The sequence below is a fragment of the Ruegeria sp. HKCCD6428 genome, from assembly GCF_013110595.1.
Taxonomy (GTDB): domain Bacteria; phylum Pseudomonadota; class Alphaproteobacteria; order Rhodobacterales; family Rhodobacteraceae; genus Ruegeria.
This window is the reverse complement of record NZ_WVQX01000008.1, coordinates 96,484-114,106: the sequence shown is the minus strand read 5'-3', so window position 1 is coordinate 114,106 and position 17,623 is coordinate 96,484. Positions and strand designations below refer to the sequence as shown.

The window sequence follows — 17,623 nt, the reverse complement described above, 5'->3', positions numbered from 1 at the left end:
CTGTCAGGGTCTCAGGCCGAATAAGGTCGAACAAAGACAGGTTTATCCTTTTCCGACAGGTCAGCACGATACGCGTAACCGCCCGTATCGAAATCCAGCAAGGCATCGGGGTCGGTCAGGCGGTGCTGAATGACATATCGCGCCATTGCACCACGCGCCTTTTTGGCAAAGAAACTCACGATTTTCGGAGTGCCGTTTTTGTCTTCCATGAACACTGGCGAGATGACGCGCAATTTCAGCGCGTTCGGGTCCACGGCGCCGAAATACTCCTGACTGGCGCAGTTGATCAGAACGTCGCTGCCGATCATGTTGCCTTGTGCGTTCAGAGCTTTGCTCAGCTGGTCGCGCCAAAACTCGTAAAGGTTTTTGCCGCGCCGTGTTTTCAGCTTGCTGCCCATCTCCAGCCTGTAGGGCTGTATCGCATCGAGTGGCCGCAAGACACCATAGAGACCTGAGAGGATGCGCAGATGATCCTGTGCCCATGCCAGTTCGTCAGGATCGAGCGAAGCTGCTTCCAGACCCTGATAGGTGTCCCCCGCAAAGGCCAGCGCGGCAGGGCGCGTTGCATCAGCGTCTGGCATGTCGGAAAAAGCACGATAGCGATCGCGGTTCAGGCGCGCCAGATCATCGCTCAGACCCATCAGCTTTTTCAGATCGCCAAGGGTCAGATTGCGTGCGGTTTTGGATAGTCTGATCGCATCATCCTGAAAATCGGGTTGTGTGACTTCAACATCCCGCTCTGTCCAGTCCAGCCGTTTGGCCGGGGAAATCACCACCAGCATACCTGCCCTCTTTCCTTACCTGTCCCGGTGTATCTAGCCCGCCTCACGCAGCACGTCCAGAAAGGCGGTGCCAAACCTTTCGTGACGCCGGTCGCCCAGCACCTGTTCAAGCCCGCGCAGGTCATCCGGGCGCATCTGTGCCACCTTTGCCAGTTGCGAGGCCGAGCAGGTCAGAGGCTTGTCTATCCCGTCGGGACCGCGGGACAATTGGGACTGTACTTCCAGCAAGCGGTCATAGATGTCGCCCTGATCGCGACCGGCCAGCTTGCGCCGCGCCGGGTGCAACGCCCGGGCCTCGCCCGCGATCACTTCAAGGAAGGTGTCGCCATACCGTTCCAGCTTCTTGGCGCCGACGCCGCCGATCCGGGCCATCTCGTCCAGCGTCATGGGGCGTTTTTCCGCCATTTCGATCAGGGTGCGATCCGGAAAAATGACATAGGCAGGGACCCGGGCGGATTCTGCCAAAGCGCGTCTTTTGGCCTTGAGAGCCGACAGCAAAGGCGCATCTTCATCGGACACCATGGCTTTCACGGCGGGGCGACGGGTTGCCTTGCGCAGGGCGTCCTTGCGCAGGTTGATCTTTGCCTCGCCCTTGAGAATAGGTTTGGCGGCCTCGGTCATACGCAAGGCCCCGTGGCGTTCGGGGTCGGGGCGCACCAGATCGTGCCCCATCATCTGGCGGAATATCGCCTGCCATTGCGCGCGCGACCAGTCCTTGCCGATGCCCCAGGTGGACAGACCATCATGACGACGGGCGCGGATCTTGTCGGTCTCGTTCCCCAGAAGGATGTCGATCAGATGACCGCTGCCAAACCATTCCTCGGTGCGAAGAATCGCGGACAAGGCCATTCGGACAGGTGTTGTGCCATCAAATACCTCGGGCGGTGTATCGCACAGGTCGCATTTGCCGCAGGGTGCGGCCTGTTCCCCGAAATAGCCCAGCAGGGTCTGGCGGCGGCATTCCAGCGCCTCGGCCAACCCCAGCAGCGCGTTCAGCCGCGCATGATCCGCCATCCGGCGTTCGGGTGGCGCCAGCCCCTCGTCAATCTGGGACCGCCGCAAACGTATATCGTCGGGGCCGAACAGGGTCAGGGTCTCGGCCGGCCCGCCATCGCGGCCGGCGCGGCCGATCTCCTGGTAATAAGCCTCGATCGATTTCGGCAGGTCCGCATGGGCGACCCAGCGAATGTCGGGCTTGTCGATGCCCATGCCAAAAGCCACGGTGGCCACCACGATCAGCCCGTCCTCGCGCGCGAAACGGGTTTCGACGATGCGGCGGTCCTCGGCCTCCATCCCGCCGTGATAGTGGCAGGCGCTGTGGCCCTGTTCGCGCAGCGCCTGCGCCAGAACTTCGGTCTTGTTGCGGGTGCCGCAATAAATGATGCCCGACTGGCCTCGGCGGGCGTCCGCGAAATCCAGGATCTGCCTGCGCGGGCTGTCCTTGGCGGCAAAGGCCAGGTGGATATTCGGCCGGTCGAAGCCCCGCAGAAACATGCGCGGGGGTGTGCCGTCGAACAGTTTCTCGACGATTTCGTCCTGTGTTTCCGCATCCGCCGTGGCGGTGAAGGCGGCCAAGGGCACGTTCAGCGCGCGCCGCAGCTCTCCGATCCGTAAATAATCAGGGCGGAAATCATGGCCCCACTGGCTAACGCAATGGGCCTCGTCCACCGCGATCAGGCTGACATTGATCCGCCGCAGCATGCCCAGCGCCGAGCCCGCCGCCAGCCGCTCGGGCGCCATGTAAAGCAGTTTCAGCCGCCCGGTTTCGAGCGCCGCCCACACGGCATCTGTTTCCTCGGGGGTGTTGCCCGAGGTCAGCGCACCGGCCTCGACCCCGGCTTCTTGCAGCCCCCGCACCTGATCGCGCATCAGGGCGATCAGCGGCGAGATCACCACCGTGACCCCCTCGCGCAGCAGGGCAGGCAGTTGAAAACACAGAGATTTGCCGCCCCCGGTGGGCATGATCGCCAGCACGTTCTCGCCGGCGGTCACGGCATCGACGATCTCTTCCTGCCCGGGGCGGAAGTCATCGAATCCAAAGACATCTCGCAGCAGAGGCGCGGCGTCGAACATGTGCGGGGGTGCCCTGTTTCAAGATTTGACTGCTCTTGAACGGACAATCACACAGTCGGAATCAGGGAACAAGAGGTCAGTAGAAATAGACCGCGTTGTTGATGAGGACGATCCGCAGCGCATAGACCCCGATCAGCACCACCAGCGGCGTCAGGTCCAGACCGCCCATGTTGGGCAGGATACGCCGGATCGGGCCATAAATAGGCTCTAACAGGCGGTTCAGCCCGTACCAGATTTGCGCGACCAGCTGTTGGTGCAGGTTGAGCACCTGAAAGTTGATCAGCCAGCTCATGATCACATGGGCCAGGATGATGAACCAGACAATGTCCAGGATCAGCAGCAGGATTTGGATCAGCGACAGCATGGGTTCTCCGTATTCTAGTTGGCCGAGACCTAAGCACCATAGCGACAAAGAGCAAGTGTCTGGCACTCAACGCTTGCGATTTGAATTAAAGCCCAGTCATATAATCGCAACGATAAACAGGGGCAGAGATGGCAGAAATATCCAAGCGCAGGCGCATCTGGGGCTGGTGGTTCTTTGACTGGGCCAGCCAGCCCTATCATACCCTTCTGGTCACCTTTGTCTTTGGCCCCTACTTCGCAGGCGTCGCCGCCGGGTATTTCACTAATGAAGGGCTGGATGCGCAGGCGGCTGCGGCGCGCGCGCAGACTGTTTGGGCGAACTGTCTGACGATCACCGGGTTGATCATCGCTTTTGGCGCGCCGCTGCTGGGGGCGATGGCGGATGTTTCGGGGCGGCGTATCCCGTGGATATTTGCCTTTTCGGTCATGTATGCGGTCGGGTCTGCGGCGCTTTGGTATACGATGCCCGATGGCTCGAACATGTGGTTGATGCTGTCGGCTTTTGGTTTCGGCTTCGTAGGTGCGGAATATGCGCTGATCTTCATCAACTCGCAGCTACCCGATCTGGGCGATGACAGCGAAGTGGGCGAGATCTCGGGCTCTGGCTTTGCCTTTGGCTATTTTGGAGGGCTGATTTCGCTGGCGATCATGCTGGCGCTGTTTGTGGAACAGCCAAACGGCAAAACCCTGATCGGGATGGTGCCCGCCTTTGGTCTGGATGCCGCCACCCGGGAAGGCACGCGTTTTGTCGGCCCATTTACGGCAATCTGGTTCATTCTGTTCATGGTGCCGTACTTCCTTTGGGTCCGCGAAGATGCGGCGACAGACAGGAAAGGAAGCGTGGGTGAGGCGCTGCGCCTGTTGTCGAAATCAGTGTCTAACTTGCGCTATCGCGTCAGTCTGGCCAGTTACCTCGGTTCGTCCATGTTCTATCGCGACGCACTTAACGGGCTGTACAGTTTTGGTGGTGTCTATGCGCGGCTGGTGTTGGAATGGGATCTGATCAAGATCGGAGTATTCGGGATCGTCAGCGTTCTCGCTTCGGCCGTTTTTGCGTGGATCGGGGGGAAGGCAGACAAGAAATACGGCCCGAAACCAGTGATATTGGTGGCGATCTGGGTATTGATTTTTGTCTGCGTCACAGTGGTGTCGATGGACCGGACGCAGATCTACGGCATCGGCCTGCCTGACGGATCCAACCTGCCTGACCTGGTCTTCTTTGGCTGTGGTGTGCTGATCGGTGGCATGGGAGGCATTCTGCAATCGGCCAGCCGTTCGATGATGGTGCGCCACACCGACCCCGAAACCCCGGTCGAAAGCTTTGGTCTTTATGGTCTGTCGGGGCGCGCGACCGCTTTTGCGGCCCCGTTGTTGATCGGGATTGCAACAACCGCAACCGGCAGTGCGCGTCTAGGGGTGTCACCAATCATTCTGTTGTTTATTCTGGGTCTATTCCTGATGCGCTGGGTCAGACCTGAAGGGGATCAGAGCAGATGATTTTACTACGTTTTTTGGCACTATTGGTAATAACCGCGCTGGCGAATACGGCATCAGCGCAGCCCTTGGCAAAGCAGTTGTTCGGGGCACAGAAGGTAAGCTCGCAACAAAAAGCAGCGGCGTTCGGCAGTTATTCGCGCGGATGTGCGGCCGGATCGGTTCAATTGCCCGAGACCGGGCCCACGTGGCAGGCAATGCGGCTGTCGCGCAATCGCAACTGGGGGCACCCCGAAGCGATCGATTACGTGCAGGACCTCAGCCGGTTTGCAGCGAAACAGCCGGGTTGGAACGGTCTCTATATCGGGGATATCAGCCAGCCGCGGGGCGGGCCAATGACTTCGGGCCACCGCTCGCACCAGCTGGGGTTGGATATCGATATCTGGATGCTTCCGGGTGACAACATGCGCCTGTCGCGCAAGGCGCGCGAGAATATTTCGTCCATATCGCTGCGCCGCTCGAACGGTGCCTATGTCAACAGCAACTGGACCAAACAGCACCACGCGGTACTGCGCGAAGCCGCCAAGGACAAGCGCGTGGCACGTATCTTCGTTTTCCCCGGGGCTAAGGTACAGATGTGCAACGATGAAAAAGGCAACCGGGCCTACCTGCGCAAGATCAGGCCCTGGTGGGGGCATCACTACCACTTTCACGTACGCCTGAAATGCCCAAGAGGATCAAAGGGATGCGTCAACCAGGATGCACCACCCAAGGGCGATGGCTGTGCCGAGGCTCAACAATGGGTGCGTAACATCCTGAACCCGCCGCCGCCAGACCCGAACGCGCCGGCGCCCAAGAAACGCCGGGAATATGTGCTGGCCGATTTGCCGAAACAATGCGCCTCAGTCTTGCAATCCAAGTAAGTGCGGCACTGTTTTTGGCCACGGCGGCCCCTGGAGTGGATGTAAAAACCGCCACACATCAAAGCAGTTTTGCATGGCGTGACAAGGCGGATTGGTTCGGTGGATTCTCCGCGCTGCTCATTTCGGACAATGGGCAGCAGATGATGGCGCTGAGCGACCGGGCACGGTTGGTGACGGCGCGCATTGACCGTCTTGATGGCGAGATCACCGGCATTCGCATTCTGGGGCAATGGCCGGTTCTGTCCAGCAACGGGCATCTCATGTCCGGCGGCGTTGGCGATTCCGAGGGGATTGCGGCGGCTCCTGACGGTGGATTCTATATCTCATTCGAAGGGGTGCACCGCGTCGCCCATTACCCCGCACCGGGCACGAAGGCGCGTGTATTGCCACGCCCGCAGGCATTTCAGCATCTCGCCGACAACGGGTCCTTTGAAGGTCTGGCCATCGACAGGCGCGGGCGGCTGTATACGCTGCCGGAAACGAACCGCACCTCGGACGGAGATATTCCCGTCTATCGCTGGAATGGCCAAACCTGGTCGACCCCATTTGTTCTGCCCCAGCGTGGTTGGTTCAAACCGGTTGCCGCTGATTTCGGTCCTGATGGGCGGTTCTACGTGTTGGAGCGAAACCTCACGGCAATCGGATTTCGCTCGCGCCTGCGGCGATGGGATCTGACAGGCGACGTGCCAAACGCCGAGGAAACCCTGTTCGAAACCGGAACCGGCGCGCATGACAACCTCGAAGGCTTGTCGATCTGGCGGGATGATCGGGGACGTTTGCGGGCCACGATGATCTCGGATGACAACTTTCTGGCACTGCAACGGACCGAGTTGGTCGAGTATCTGCTGCCCGATTGACACGCGGCAGATGAAGGTCTAAACGCACAGCCTGCCTTGGGACGGTCCCTTGGCCAAGTCGCCGCTACCTTGTCAAAACGGGCATCAAAAAATGCAACGCAACTTTATTCCCGGCATTCTTGCCATGGCCGCCATCGTCGTGGCCTCGAACATCCTGGTCCAGTTCCTGATCTTTGACGGGCTGTTGACCTGGGGTGCCTTCACCTATCCGCTGGCCTTTCTGGTCACCGACATCATGAACCGCGTCTATGGCGTGGGCCCGGCCCGCAAGGTCGTGTTCGCCGGCTTCGTAACCGGCGTGATCTGCTCGCTGATCGGCAGCCAGATCATGCTGCAGGGCGACGGCTTCACCTACGCCGCCGTGCCGTTGCGCATCGCCGTGGCTTCGGGAACCGCGTTCCTGATCGCGCAGCTGACCGACGTCACCGTGTTCAACGCCATGCGTGAAGGCCGCTGGTGGCGTGCGCCGCTGGTGTCCACACTGGTCGGGTCGGCGCTGGATACAGCGATCTTCTTCACAATCGCGTTCTCGGCCTCGGTCACCTTCTTTGGTGCCGATGCAGATGCGGCCATCAATTGGGCGTGGGAGCCCGTGCCCTTCATGCTGTCAGGCCCCGAGGCGCCCCTGTGGGTGACGCTGGCCTTTGCCGACTGGCTGGTGAAGCTGTCGCTGGCCCTGGTCGCGCTGATCCCCTTCAAGGTGATCGTCGCGCGCCTGACCGCACGGCCCGCGTAAAAAAACGCTTTGAGAGTGGCACAAGTTGTGTCACCATCCTTTTCAACCGCAACAGATAGAAAAGGAGGTGATCCAGTGTCGAGAAAGAGATTGGAGAGAGGTGTCGGAACAACCGGGGGGAAAGCCTGCTAGGGCAGCCCTTGGCGGAGCGTTCGCTCCGGCTGGTCGATTGATCTAACCGACCCGACCTCCTGAACTTTCGAAGGGCCGTCCCAAAAGGGGCGGCCCTTTCTGTTTCCACCCGTGCCCTGTAAGGTCGGGCCCATGTTGCGCATCACCGACGATATCATCTTGCAAGACTGGGAAATGACCGAAAGCTTCATGCGTTCCTCCGGTCCAGGTGGGCAGAATGTGAACAAGGTCTCGACCGCGGTCGAGCTGAGGTTCGAGGCCGCGCGCTCACCCTCGCTGCCCGATCCGGTCAAGGCGCGGCTGAAACGGCTGGCCGGGCGCCGATGGACCAAGGATGGCGCGATCATCATTCAATGCGAAGAAACACGCTCCCAAGCCCGCAACAGGGAAATTGCGCGAACAAGGCTGGCCGAGCTGATCGGCAAGGCGCTGGTCAAACCCAAGCGGCGCATCGCGACGAAACCCACCTATGGTTCGGTCAAACGCAGGCTTGCGGCGAAAAAGGCGCGGGGCGACGTCAAGGCGCTGCGCGGCAAGGTGTCCGAAGATTGATCTGGCATCTCGTCCGGGCGTTGATAGTCTGGCCTGCAAAAGGTGCAGGAGAGTAACACCATGAGGCTGGAGGGAAAAACCGCAATCGTCACTGGCGGTGCATCCGGGTTTGGTGCGGGGATCGTAAGGAAGTTCCTGGCCGAAGGCGCGCGTGTCATGATCGCTGACATCAATGGCGATGCTGCGCATGAACTCGCAACCCGGCTTGGGTCCGAGGCGGTTGCCCAGCAGGTCGATGTAGGCGAGGGCGCTTCGGTTCAAAAGATGGCGGATGCGGCTTTCTCAACCTTCGGCCATCTGGACATCCTTGTGAACAATGCCGGTGTGACCCACCTGCCAACGCCGCTGGAGGAGGTCAGCGAAGCGGATTTCGACCGTGTTTTCAACGTGAACATGAAATCCGTCTATCTGACCGCCCGCGCATTGGTTCCACCCATGAAGGCGCGCGGGGCGGGTTCAATACTGAATGTTGCTTCAACCGCGGGCCTGTCACCGCGCCCGAACCTGAACTGGTACAACGCTTCCAAGGGCTGGATGATCACCGCAACCAAAACGATGGCGGTCGAGCTCGCCCCGTCCGGCGTGCGGGTGAACGCGATCTGCCCGGTTGCCGGGGAAACGCCGCTATTGAAATCCTTCATGGGCGAGGATACGCCCGAAATCCGTGCCAAATTCCTGTCGACCATCCCGTTGGGCCGCTTCTCAACCCCCGAAGATATGGCCAATGCCGCCTGTTTCCTGTGTTCGGACGAGGCCAGCATGATCACCGGCGCCGCGCTCGAGGTGGACGGAGGCCGATGCATCTGACCCGCTCTTCATCTGGCCAAAAATATCCCCGCCGGAGGCAGCGCGCGCCAGCGCGCTTTCCCGCTCAACCGCCGAGGCTTGCATGATCCCCGGACCCAGAAACCTGATCACGGATGTCCCCGGCCTGAAGGTCGGCAACGCACAGAACGCAACTTTGAAATCAGGCGTCACCGTCCTGACCGGCGCGCAACCACTCCGAGCCTCGGTGCATGTGATGGGTGGCGCTCCCGGCACGCGCGAGACAGATTTGCTGGCCGCCGACAAGACCGTTGAAAAGGTGGATGCGATCGTGCTTTCGGGCGGGTCGGCCTTCGGGCTGGATGCCTGTTCGGGTGTCATGGACGCGCTGCATGCCCAAGGCCGCGGGTTTCAGGTGGGTTCCGCCGTGGTGCCGATCGTGCCCGGGGCGATCCTGTTCGACCTGCTGAATGGCGGCGACAAGGCGTGGCACGAGAATCCCTATCGCGCATTGGGCCGTGCGGCGTTCGAGTCCGCGTCGGACCGGTTCGAACTCGGAACAGCAGGTGCAGGAACCGGGGCTTTGACCGCGATGCACAAAGGCGGGTTGGGTTCGGCCTCGGTTGTTTTGGACAGTGGTGTTACCGTTGGCGCATTGGTTGCGGTCAATCCGCTGGGCAGTGTCACCACGCCGGGTGACAGGCATTTCTGGGCAGCCCCCTTTGAAGTGGACGGCGAATTCGGCGGGTTGGGGCCTGATTCCAATGCCGGACTTGGCCAACCAACGGTCAGTCGCAAGGCGCAGGTGATGCAGTCCGCGAACCCGGACAAGGCCAATACCACGATTGCCATCGTTGCGACGGATGTGGCCCTGACCAAACCGCAATGTCAGAGACTGGCCGTTGCCGCCCATGACGGTATTGCCCGCGCCATTGTACCCGCCCACACGCCGGGGGATGGTGATCTGGTATTCGGGGTCAGCACGGGCGCGCGGAGTGTCGCCACCGACACCGAACCAGGTGTCATCGGGCATGCGGCCTCGCTGTGCCTGGCGCGAGCTATTGCGCGCGCCGTGTATCTGGCGACTCCGGCCGCGGGCGATCTGTTGCCTTGCTGGTCCGAGGTACATGACAAAAGTTAAGGACATCGTATTTGTCGCAGTGGCACATTAAGCGCGCGCGGCAATCTGCGCGTTGACTCTTTTTTGCGCCGACGGTCCATTCGGTGCAGCCAATTTCTATCGGAGCAAAAGCTATGAATCGCATCCTCGCTACCGCAATCGTCGGCCTTCTGGCCCTTCCTGCTTATGCTGAAGGTGACGCTGAGGCGGGCAAGAAAACCTTCAACAAATGCAAGTCCTGCCACATGATCGCCGACCCGGCAGGCGAAGTGATCGTCAAAGGTGGCAAGACCGGCCCCAACCTCTATGGAATCGCGGGCCGCACCGCCGGTACCGTTGAGGGTTTCAAATACGGAGACAGCATCGTTGCCGCCGGTGAGAAGGGTCTGGTCTGGGACGAAACTACTTTTGTCGAGTATGCTCAGGACCCCAAGGCATTTTTGAAAGCCTATCTGGATGACACATCCGCCAAATCGAAAATGACCTTCAAGCTGAAAAAGGGTGCCGAAGACGTCTATGCCTATATCGCAAGCGTGTCGGGTGAATAACACCTGATACTGTGCACCACTGCACAAGGACCAAAGGCCGCAGCCCCTGCGGCCTTTGGTGCGATTGATAACAGTGTGGAACAGCGACACTTTGAAGTCAGACGGCGGATTGCCAAGCAACGTCGCAAAGTCAAGCCGGTCCGGCAACAGCTATAATCAAAATCAGGGCTCGTCAGGCGGATTGGCAGCAGGAGAGGACAGATGGGTATCATGATCCCAGCTTGGGTCGATGGTGAGTTGACCCCTGTAGACAAGCTTGAAGTTCACGAGAAGGGGCTCAAGCACAAGGCTGTGTCGGTTTTTGTCGTACGGGGGACCGAGATCCTGTTACAGCGTCGCGCATTGGGCAAGTACCACACACCCGGCCTTTGGGCGAACACCTGCTGCACGCATCCCGATTGGGACGAAAGCTCGTCCACCTGTGCCGTGCGCCGCCTGCGTGAAGAGCTTGGGATCACGGGCCTGTATCCAGAATACCGACACCGGCTGGAATATCACGCCGATGTCGGCAACAGCATGGTGGAAAACGAGGTTGTCGACGTCTTTCTGGCCCATGTCCGCGGCCCGCTGAAAATCGCGCCCAACCCGGATGAAGTCATGGATATCCGTTGGATCGACTATCACGATCTGTTGGCCGAGGTGAAACGCCACCCGGACCGGTTTACGCCCTGGTTGAAGATATATCTTCACAACCACGCGGACACGATTTTTGGCCCGGATCTGATCATTTCTGCCAAATCATGACCTCGGCTGGAAATCCGTGCCTTGCAAGGGCGGCGCAAGCCGCCTAAATCAACGCGTCATGGCCAAGCAGAAGACAGACCCGAATTACAAAGTGATCGCCGAAAACCGGCGCGCCCGCTTCGATTATGCCATCGAGGACGACATCGAATGCGGTATCGTTCTGCAAGGATCCGAGGTCAAATCCCTGCGCGCGGGTGGCTCCAACATCGCGGAAAGCTATGCCACCGTCGATGATGGCGAGCTGTGGCTGGTCAACAGCTATATCGCGCCATACGAGCAGGCCAAAGTGTTCAAGCACGAAGAACGCCGCCGTCGCAAGCTGCTGGTGTCCCGCAAACAGATGTCCGATTTGTGGAATGCAACCCAGCGCAAGGGCATGACGCTGGTGCCGCTGGTTTTGTATTTCAACCACAAGGGGTTGGCCAAGATCAAGATCGGCATCGCCAAGGGTAAGAAAACCCATGACAAGCGCGAAACCCAGGCCAAGCGCGATTGGTCACGGCAGAAACAGCGTTTGTTGAAAGACCACAGCTAGAACGCCATCGCAGCCTGTACCGCGCGTTGCCAACGCTCATAAGCCGCATCGCGTTCGGCTTGTTCCTGCGTTGGTTCGAACCGGCGATCCAGCGCCCATGTTTCCGCAAACCCGGCCTGATCCGGATAAATTCCGGCTTTCATGCCTGCCAGCCATGCGGCGCCCAGGGCTGTCGTCTCTTGCATGACAGGGCGGTCCACAGGCGCGCCAAGACAGTTCGACAGGCCTTGCATGGTCCAGTCAGACGCGGCCATCCCGCCATCGACGCGCAGGATGACATCGGCATCGGCGCCCCAGTCGCCCTGCATGGCATGCCACAGGTCGCGGGTCTGGAAGGCGATGCTTTCCAGCGTGGCGCGGGCAATCTCGGCCCGGCCGGAATTGCGCGTCAGCCCGAACAGCGCTCCGCGACAGTCAGGTTTCCAATAAGGCGCCCCGAGGCCGGTGAAGGCGGGCACAAGCACCACATGCTGGTTCGGATCGGCCTGAGCCGCCAGTTCGCCGCTTTGTGGCGCCGCATCAATGATCTGCAACGCGTCGCGCAGCCATTGCACTGCGGCCCCCGCGATAAAGATCGAACCCTCCAGCGCATAAGTTCGTCGGCCGTCCAGTTGATACGCGATCGTCGTCAGCAGGCGGTTATTCGACTGAACCGGCTGCGCGCCGGTGTTCAGCAGCGCAAAGCAACCCGTGCCATAGGTTGATTTCATCATACCGGGCTGGAAACAGGCCTGCCCGATGGTGGCGGCTTGCTGGTCGCCAGCAACGCCCAGAATGGGAATGTCGCCCCCGAGCAAAGTGGTGGTTCCGAAATCCGCGGCGCAATCCTTCACTTCGGGCAAAAGGTTCAGGGGCACATCCAGCAGGTCGCAAATCTCGGCGCTCCACGTGCCCGAGTGAATATCGAACAGCAGAGTACGGGCGGCGTTGGTGGCATCGGTTGCATGAACACGGCCTTCGGTCAGCCGCCAGATCAGGAAACTGTCGATCGTGCCGAACAGCAGGTCTCTGGCTTCTGCGCGCTCGCGGGCGCCCGAAACGGTATCCAGCAGCCATTTGACCTTGGTGCCCGAGAAATAAGGATCTAGCAGCAGACCGGTCTGAGCTGTGACGTCATCCTCGCACCCGGCCTGTTTGTAGCGCGCGCAGATATCGGCGGTGCGGCGGTCTTGCCAGACGATGGCATTGTGGATGGCCTTGCCGGTCTGTTTGTCCCAGACGACCGTCGTTTCGCGCTGGTTGGTGATGCCGATACCGGCAATCTGATCCGCTGAAACACCGGTGGTTTCCATCACCTCGCGGCACACGTGCAGAACGCTGGACCAGATATCCTCGGGGTCGTGTTCAACCCAGCCTTCCTGCGGAAAGTGCTGAGGAAACTCCTGCTGGGCGGTGCCAACAGGCCGCATCTGCGCGTCAAACAGAATGGCGCGCGAGGATGTGGTGCCTTGATCGATTGCCAGAATATGGGTCATTTCCGCTCTCCCCCGGTATCGTTTTGCCGGACTTTAGCGCAAACAATGGCGAAGGGGCCAGTGCAGAAATCAGGCCGGATTGACAGGAATATTGTCGATCAGGCGGACACCGTCGGCCCAGGCCGTGACGAACAGGCGGGCGGGTTGACTTGCGTTGGACAGGCTTTCCAGCGTCTCGGCACAGCGCAGGTCGACATACTCGACTTCGGTGAACCCGACCTTCAGCAGGGTTTCCTTGGCATCCTGCGCCAGCATGGCAAAGTCTGCTCCCTCAGCTAGATCGTCCGCCACCTGCCGCATGACGCTGTTCATTTGCTCTGCGATCTCCAATCCTTGGGGGGAAAGAAGAAGGTTGCGCGACGACATCGCCAGGCCCGAGGGTTCACGCACGGTCGGGCAGCCGATCACCTCTATGGGGATATTCAGATCACGCGCCATCCGGCGGACAACCAGCAGCTGTTGATAGTCTTTTTCCCCGAAATAGGCTCGATCCGCCTGTGTTTGCAGGAACAGCTTGGCGACCACCGTGGCCACGCCTTCGAAATGTCCGGGGCGGAAGGGGCCTTCCATCACGTCGGTCAGACCGGCAACCGACACCGTCGTCGAAAAACCTTCCGGATAGATTTCCTGCGGGTCCGGCACATAGATCGCATCCACGCCATACGGGGCCAGCTTTTGGGCGTCTTCATGTTCGGTGCGGGGGTAATTTGCCAAGTCTTCGGGATTGTTGAACTGCTTGGGGTTCACAAAAATCGTCACGATCACCCGGTCGCAGCCCTGTTTCGCAGCCTGCGCCAGTGACAAATGCCCCTCGTGCAGCGCACCCATGGTCGGAACCACGCCGATCACCTCACCGTTTCGGCGCCATGTGGTGGTGTTGGCACGCAGCTCGGTCAGAGAGCGCAGAATCGGTGCGGTCATGTCTTTTGTCCTTTGGCCGGAGCCTGATCGGCAAAGACATGTTCGTCCGCCGGGAAGGTCCGCGCGCGGACTTCGGCCGCGTATTCCGCAATGGCCGCTTCGGCCAACGGACCAAGCTCGGCATAGCGTTTGACGAATTTGGGTTTGAATGCGGTGAAAAAGCCCACCATGTCGTCCACGACCAAAATCTGCCCGTCACAGCCCGCAGATGCACCGATGCCGATGGTCGGGATCGCAATCTCTTCGGTGATCTGGTTCGCCAGACCTTGGGGCACTTTCTCCAGAACGACCGAGAACGCACCAGCCTCGGTTACGGCGTGGGCGTCTGCCATGACGGCTTCAGCCTGCTCGTCCCGGCCCTGCACCTTGTAGCCGCCCAGCGTATTGATCGACTGCGGCGTCAGTCCGATATGAGCCATCACCGGAATGCCTCGTTTCACCAGAAAGCGGATGGTTTCAGCCATTTCGACTCCGCCTTCCAGTTTGACCGCGCCTGCATTTGTGTGCGCCATCAGGCGTGCGGCGTTGCGAAAGGCCTGTGCCGGGCTTTCCTCATAGCTTCCGAAAGGCATGTCGATGACCATCATCGCACTTTCCAGGCCGCGTGATACGGCCTGACCATGCAGGATCATCATCTCCATCGTGACCCCCAGCGTGGATTCCAGCCCGTGAATCACCATGCCGACGCTGTCACCGACCAGCACGAAATCGCAATGGGCGTCCATCAGGCGCGCCATTGGCGTGGTATAGGCGGTCAAAGAGACCAGAGGTTCGCCGCCTTTTCGGGCGCGAATGTCCTCGGCGTTCGGGGCTTTCTTGCGGGCGGTGGCGCTCATGGATCGCTCCTGCAGTATTATGTTGCAGTGCGGCATAGCAGATCGGGAGGGGCCGAAGAAACCCCGGTTGCGCGAACATTCCCTTGATTGACCTGAGGTTTACAGGAAGACTGTCAGTAAAATGGCCCTGAAAACAAGGGCACAACCCATTTCAGTAGGGAGAATTCACATGACAAAATTCCTGTTCCGGACATTTGCATCGACCCTGGCTGTAGGGGCCAGCCTGCTTGCCACGCAGGCTTTGGCCAAGTCGGACATCATTATCGCGATGCAGCTTGAGCCTCCGCATCTGGATCCGACAAGCGCCGCGGCGCAAGCCATCGACTCGGTGGTTTACACCAATATCTTCGAAGGTCTGACACGTTTCATGGGCGATGGTTCGGTCGTACCCGGCTTGGCGGAAAGCTGGGAGATTTCCGAAGACGGGACGGTCTATACCTTTAGCCTGCATGACGGGGTGATCTTCCATGATGGCACCACCATGGACGCCGAGGATGTCAAATTCAGCCTTGACCGCGCAACCGCGGAAGACAGCGCCAACGCGCAGAAGGCCCTGTTTGCCGGTATCGAAACCGTCGAGGTCGTCGACCCGTTGACCGTGAAAGTCACCCTGTCAGAGCCGAACGGAAATTTCCTGTTCAACTTGGCCTGGGGGGATGCGGTCATCGTCGCGCCGGAAAGCATAGACAACATCAAGACCAACCCGGTTGGTACCGGTGCCTATACCTTTGGAAACTGGGTGCAGGGCGACAGTATCACGCTGAACCGAAACCCCGATTACTGGGGCGAACAGCCCGAACTAGAGACTGCGACATTCAAGTTCATCTCGGACCCGACTGCCGCTTTTGCCGCCATGATGGCCGAGGATGTCGACGTGTTTGACAACTTCCCGGCGCCGGAAAACCTGCCTCAGTTCGAGGCCGACCCGCGCTTTCAGGTCCTTGTGGGGTCGACCGAAGGTGAGACGATCCTGTCTACCAACAACAAGCAACCTCCGTTTGATGATATCCTTGTTCGTCAGGCATTGGCCCATGCCATTGACCGGCAGGCGATCATCGACGGCGCAATGTTTGGCTATGGCACGCCGATCGGAACCCACTTTGCGCCGCACAATCCGGCTTACGTCGATCTGACCGCGCAATCCGCTTACGACCCCGAAAAAGCCAGAGAGTTGCTGGCAGAGGCGGGATTCGAAAATGGGTTCGAGACGACATTGCATTTGCCTCCGCCGTCTTACGCCCGTCGTGGGGGCGAAATCATAGCGGCGCAGCTGGCCGAGGTTGGCATCACGGCCGAGATCATCAATGTGGAATGGGCCCAATGGCTGGAATCCGTGTTCAAGGGCAAGGAATTCGGTCTGACCATCGTCAGCCATACCGAGCCTATGGATATCGGTATTTATGCGCGGCCTGATTATTACTTTCAGTATGACAGCACGGATTTTCAGGCGCTGATGGACACTCTGAACACCACCACCGACCCCGAAGAACGCACCCGTTTGCTGGGTGAGGCGCAGCGCCTGATCGCAAGCGACTATGTCAATGGCTACCTGTTCCAGTTGGCCAAACTGGGCGTTGCGAAAGTCGGCGTTCAGGGCCTTTGGGAGAACGCGCCCACCGCCGCAATCGATCTGACTCAGATCAGCTGGTCCGAGTGATGTTACAGCCCGGGCCGCGCCGGGCGGCCCGGACCTTCCATTGTGTCAGGGTGTTCTCACGTATGTTCTTGCTCCGTGCCATTCCCGTCTTGGTTTTAGGTTTTTTCCTGGTGCTCGGTTCCTCTGTCGCGGCCACGGCGCAGAATGTGTTGGGGGGGCGGCTGGATGCCCTGCCCGGAACGCCCGAGAATCCGTTGAATGTTGGGATCGGCATTCGCATCGACCAGATCACCGGTGTTGATCAAAAGGCCGAAAACTATGGCGCGGTTGTGGTCTTGCGGGTGGAATGGACCGATCCGGCGCTGGCGTTTGATCCTGAGGAACTGGGGAGGGATATCAGGGTCTTCAACCCGCCCGACCTTGCCAATCATGCGGCAAGTATCGGGTCCGTTCTGCCGGCTTTTGTCATTCACAATCAGCAGTCCAACAAGTGGATCCACGAATCCGCCGCATCCCTGCGTTACGACGGGCGGGTGCTGTATGTCGAAAAATCGTCTCTTACACTCCAGGCGCCTCATTTCGATTTCCGAAAATACCCGTTCGACACGCAGGAGTTTCATTTCGAGGTCGTTTCGGTCTTTCCCTCTGAATACGTCACTTACCATCCGTTGAACGAATTCTCGGGCCTCGGAGATCAGCTGGGCGAAGAAGAATGGATTCTGAACAATGCACGGTTGGAAACATCCAGGGTCTTGGGTCTATCCGGCAAAGAAAGCGATCAGGTCGCGCTTGTTTTTGAGGGCAATCGACATCTGACCTATTACGTCATTCGGGTTTTCCTGCCGATGCTTGTCTTGATCTCGGTCGGCTGGGCGCTGTTTTTTCTGGATGAATACCGCCGGAGGATCGAGATTGCGGGCGGCAACCTGCTGGTCTTCGTCGCGTTCAACTGGGCAATATCCGCAGATCTGCCCAAGCTGGGTTATCTGACTTTTCTGGATTTTGTCCTTCAGTGTATGTTCCTGATGACCGGGGCGCTGATCGTGTTCAACGTCGCGCTGCGACGATTGAAAGTGTCCGGCAAGGAGGGGGCGGCGCGCACTTTGGACAATTATGCGATCAAGTGGATCTATCCACTGGGCTATGCCGCGATCGTTGCCTATGCGGTTTCCGCTTTCCTTCTGGTGCCTTAGACGCTGGACCCGTGCCTGATGTGACCCTAACGTGGTG

18 protein-coding genes are annotated in these 17,623 nt (G+C 59.6%); 12 read left to right on the top strand and 6 right to left on the bottom strand.

The features are described from left to right. Positions 1–11: 11 nt before the first annotated feature. From yaaA to GS620_RS17050, 3 genes are all read right to left on the bottom strand, one after another. The gene (gene yaaA, locus GS620_RS17060) at positions 12–782 is read right to left on the bottom strand and encodes a peroxide stress protein YaaA (protein WP_171330492.1); all 771 of its coding nucleotides are present in this window, start codon (positions 780–782) and stop codon (positions 12–14) included. A gap of 33 nt (positions 783–815) precedes the next feature. Next, positions 816–2,855 carry a DNA helicase RecQ gene (gene recQ, locus GS620_RS17055; protein WP_171617085.1) on the bottom strand — a complete coding sequence of 680 codons (2,040 nt, stop codon included), beginning with the start codon at positions 2,853–2,855 and terminating at the stop codon, positions 816–818. A gap of 76 nt (positions 2,856–2,931) precedes the next feature. Next, positions 2,932–3,219 (bottom strand): YggT family protein, encoded by a 288-nt coding sequence (locus tag GS620_RS17050; protein WP_008757771.1) that lies wholly within the window; start codon positions 3,217–3,219, stop codon positions 2,932–2,934. Between the two features lie 128 nt (positions 3,220–3,347). On the opposite strand from GS620_RS17050, the gene GS620_RS17045 reads away from it, so the two are divergent. From GS620_RS17045 to smpB, 10 genes are all read left to right on the top strand, one after another. After that, entirely contained in the window at positions 3,348–4,715 is a 1,368-nt protein-coding gene (locus GS620_RS17045; RefSeq protein WP_171117052.1) for an MFS transporter, read from the top strand. Continuing rightward, a complete protein-coding gene (gene mepA / locus GS620_RS17040; protein ID WP_152459455.1) occupies positions 4,712–5,575 on the top strand; it encodes a penicillin-insensitive murein endopeptidase in 864 nt (287 codons plus the stop codon). The genes GS620_RS17045 and mepA overlap by 4 nt, the downstream gene beginning before the upstream one ends. Continuing rightward, the gene (locus GS620_RS17035) at positions 5,548–6,432 is read left to right on the top strand and encodes an esterase-like activity of phytase family protein (protein ID WP_171617083.1); all 885 of its coding nucleotides are present in this window, start codon (positions 5,548–5,550) and stop codon (positions 6,430–6,432) included. Before mepA ends, GS620_RS17035 begins: the two co-directional genes overlap by 28 nt. A 91-nt stretch (positions 6,433–6,523) precedes the next feature. Then, a complete protein-coding gene (locus GS620_RS17030) occupies positions 6,524–7,168 on the top strand; it encodes a queuosine precursor transporter (protein WP_171617081.1) in 645 nt (214 codons plus the stop codon). 264 nt (positions 7,169–7,432) lie between these two features. Continuing rightward, the gene (gene arfB, locus GS620_RS17025) at positions 7,433–7,852 is read left to right on the top strand and encodes an alternative ribosome rescue aminoacyl-tRNA hydrolase ArfB (protein ID WP_171117060.1); all 420 of its coding nucleotides are present in this window, start codon (positions 7,433–7,435) and stop codon (positions 7,850–7,852) included. A 60-nt stretch (positions 7,853–7,912) separates the two neighbouring features. Then, positions 7,913–8,659 carry an SDR family oxidoreductase gene (locus GS620_RS17020; protein WP_171117063.1) on the top strand — a complete coding sequence of 249 codons (747 nt, stop codon included), beginning with the start codon at positions 7,913–7,915 and terminating at the stop codon, positions 8,657–8,659. An 82-nt stretch (positions 8,660–8,741) separates the two neighbouring features. Then, positions 8,742–9,758, top strand: coding sequence for a P1 family peptidase (locus GS620_RS17015; protein ID WP_171172091.1), 1,017 nt, complete (start codon positions 8,742–8,744; stop codon positions 9,756–9,758). 113 nt (positions 9,759–9,871) lie between these two features. Then, complete coding sequence (locus GS620_RS17010) at positions 9,872–10,285, top strand: cytochrome c family protein (protein WP_171617079.1); 414 nt, start codon at positions 9,872–9,874, stop codon at positions 10,283–10,285. A 201-nt stretch (positions 10,286–10,486) separates the two neighbouring features. Continuing rightward, positions 10,487–11,029 (top strand): isopentenyl-diphosphate Delta-isomerase, encoded by a 543-nt coding sequence (gene idi, locus GS620_RS17005; protein WP_171172087.1) that lies wholly within the window; start codon positions 10,487–10,489, stop codon positions 11,027–11,029. A gap of 58 nt (positions 11,030–11,087) precedes the next feature. Next, the gene (smpB, locus tag GS620_RS17000) at positions 11,088–11,564 is read left to right on the top strand and encodes an SsrA-binding protein SmpB (RefSeq protein WP_152459447.1); all 477 of its coding nucleotides are present in this window, start codon (positions 11,088–11,090) and stop codon (positions 11,562–11,564) included. Here smpB and glpK read toward each other — a convergent pair. From glpK to panB, 3 genes are all read right to left on the bottom strand, one after another. Beyond that, complete coding sequence (gene glpK / locus GS620_RS16995; RefSeq protein WP_171617077.1) at positions 11,561–13,039, bottom strand: glycerol kinase GlpK; 1,479 nt, start codon at positions 13,037–13,039, stop codon at positions 11,561–11,563. The genes smpB and glpK overlap by 4 nt on opposite strands. Before the next feature lie 69 nt (positions 13,040–13,108). Further along, positions 13,109–13,960, bottom strand: a complete 852-nt coding sequence (panC, locus tag GS620_RS16990) for a pantoate--beta-alanine ligase (protein ID WP_171617075.1) — start codon at positions 13,958–13,960, stop codon at positions 13,109–13,111. After that, a complete protein-coding gene (panB, locus tag GS620_RS16985; protein WP_171617073.1) occupies positions 13,957–14,796 on the bottom strand; it encodes a 3-methyl-2-oxobutanoate hydroxymethyltransferase in 840 nt (279 codons plus the stop codon). The genes panC and panB overlap by 4 nt, the downstream gene beginning before the upstream one ends. A gap of 169 nt (positions 14,797–14,965) precedes the next feature. Between panB and GS620_RS16980 the strand changes: the two genes are divergently transcribed. After that, on the top strand, positions 14,966–16,453 hold the full coding sequence (locus GS620_RS16980) for an ABC transporter substrate-binding protein (RefSeq protein ID WP_171617071.1): 1,488 nt from the start codon (positions 14,966–14,968) through the stop codon (positions 16,451–16,453). A gap of 110 nt (positions 16,454–16,563) precedes the next feature. Next, positions 16,564–17,586, top strand: a complete 1,023-nt coding sequence (locus tag GS620_RS16975; protein WP_367397107.1) for a hypothetical protein — start codon at positions 16,564–16,566, stop codon at positions 17,584–17,586. Positions 17,587–17,623: the final 37 nt, after the last annotated feature.

Excerpts from the sequence above, each read along its gene's own strand:
- yaaA (WP_171330492.1), bottom strand. The coding sequence starts at position 782 with ATGCTGGTGGTGATTTCCCCGGCCAAACGGCTGGACTGGACAGAGCGG.
- recQ (WP_171617085.1), bottom strand. The coding sequence starts at position 2,855 with ATGTTCGACGCCGCGCCTCTGCTGCGAGATGTCTTTGGATTCGATGAC.
- GS620_RS17050 (WP_008757771.1), bottom strand. The coding sequence starts at position 3,219 with ATGCTGTCGCTGATCCAAATCCTGCTGCTGATCCTGGACATTGTCTGG.
- GS620_RS17045 (WP_171117052.1), top strand. The coding sequence starts at position 3,348 with ATGGCAGAAATATCCAAGCGCAGGCGCATCTGGGGCTGGTGGTTCTTT.
- mepA (WP_152459455.1), top strand. The coding sequence starts at position 4,712 with ATGATTTTACTACGTTTTTTGGCACTATTGGTAATAACCGCGCTGGCG.
- GS620_RS17035 (WP_171617083.1), top strand. The coding sequence starts at position 5,548 with ATGCGCCTCAGTCTTGCAATCCAAGTAAGTGCGGCACTGTTTTTGGCC.
- GS620_RS17030 (WP_171617081.1), top strand. The coding sequence starts at position 6,524 with ATGCAACGCAACTTTATTCCCGGCATTCTTGCCATGGCCGCCATCGTC.
- arfB (WP_171117060.1), top strand. The coding sequence starts at position 7,433 with ATGTTGCGCATCACCGACGATATCATCTTGCAAGACTGGGAAATGACC.
- GS620_RS17020 (WP_171117063.1), top strand. The coding sequence starts at position 7,913 with ATGAGGCTGGAGGGAAAAACCGCAATCGTCACTGGCGGTGCATCCGGG.
- GS620_RS17015 (WP_171172091.1), top strand. The coding sequence starts at position 8,742 with ATGATCCCCGGACCCAGAAACCTGATCACGGATGTCCCCGGCCTGAAG.
- GS620_RS17010 (WP_171617079.1), top strand. The coding sequence starts at position 9,872 with ATGAATCGCATCCTCGCTACCGCAATCGTCGGCCTTCTGGCCCTTCCT.
- idi (WP_171172087.1), top strand. The coding sequence starts at position 10,487 with ATGGGTATCATGATCCCAGCTTGGGTCGATGGTGAGTTGACCCCTGTA.
- smpB (WP_152459447.1), top strand. The coding sequence starts at position 11,088 with ATGGCCAAGCAGAAGACAGACCCGAATTACAAAGTGATCGCCGAAAAC.
- glpK (WP_171617077.1), bottom strand. The coding sequence starts at position 13,039 with ATGACCCATATTCTGGCAATCGATCAAGGCACCACATCCTCGCGCGCC.
- panC (WP_171617075.1), bottom strand. The coding sequence starts at position 13,960 with ATGACCGCACCGATTCTGCGCTCTCTGACCGAGCTGCGTGCCAACACC.
- panB (WP_171617073.1), bottom strand. The coding sequence starts at position 14,796 with ATGAGCGCCACCGCCCGCAAGAAAGCCCCGAACGCCGAGGACATTCGC.
- GS620_RS16980 (WP_171617071.1), top strand. The coding sequence starts at position 14,966 with ATGACAAAATTCCTGTTCCGGACATTTGCATCGACCCTGGCTGTAGGG.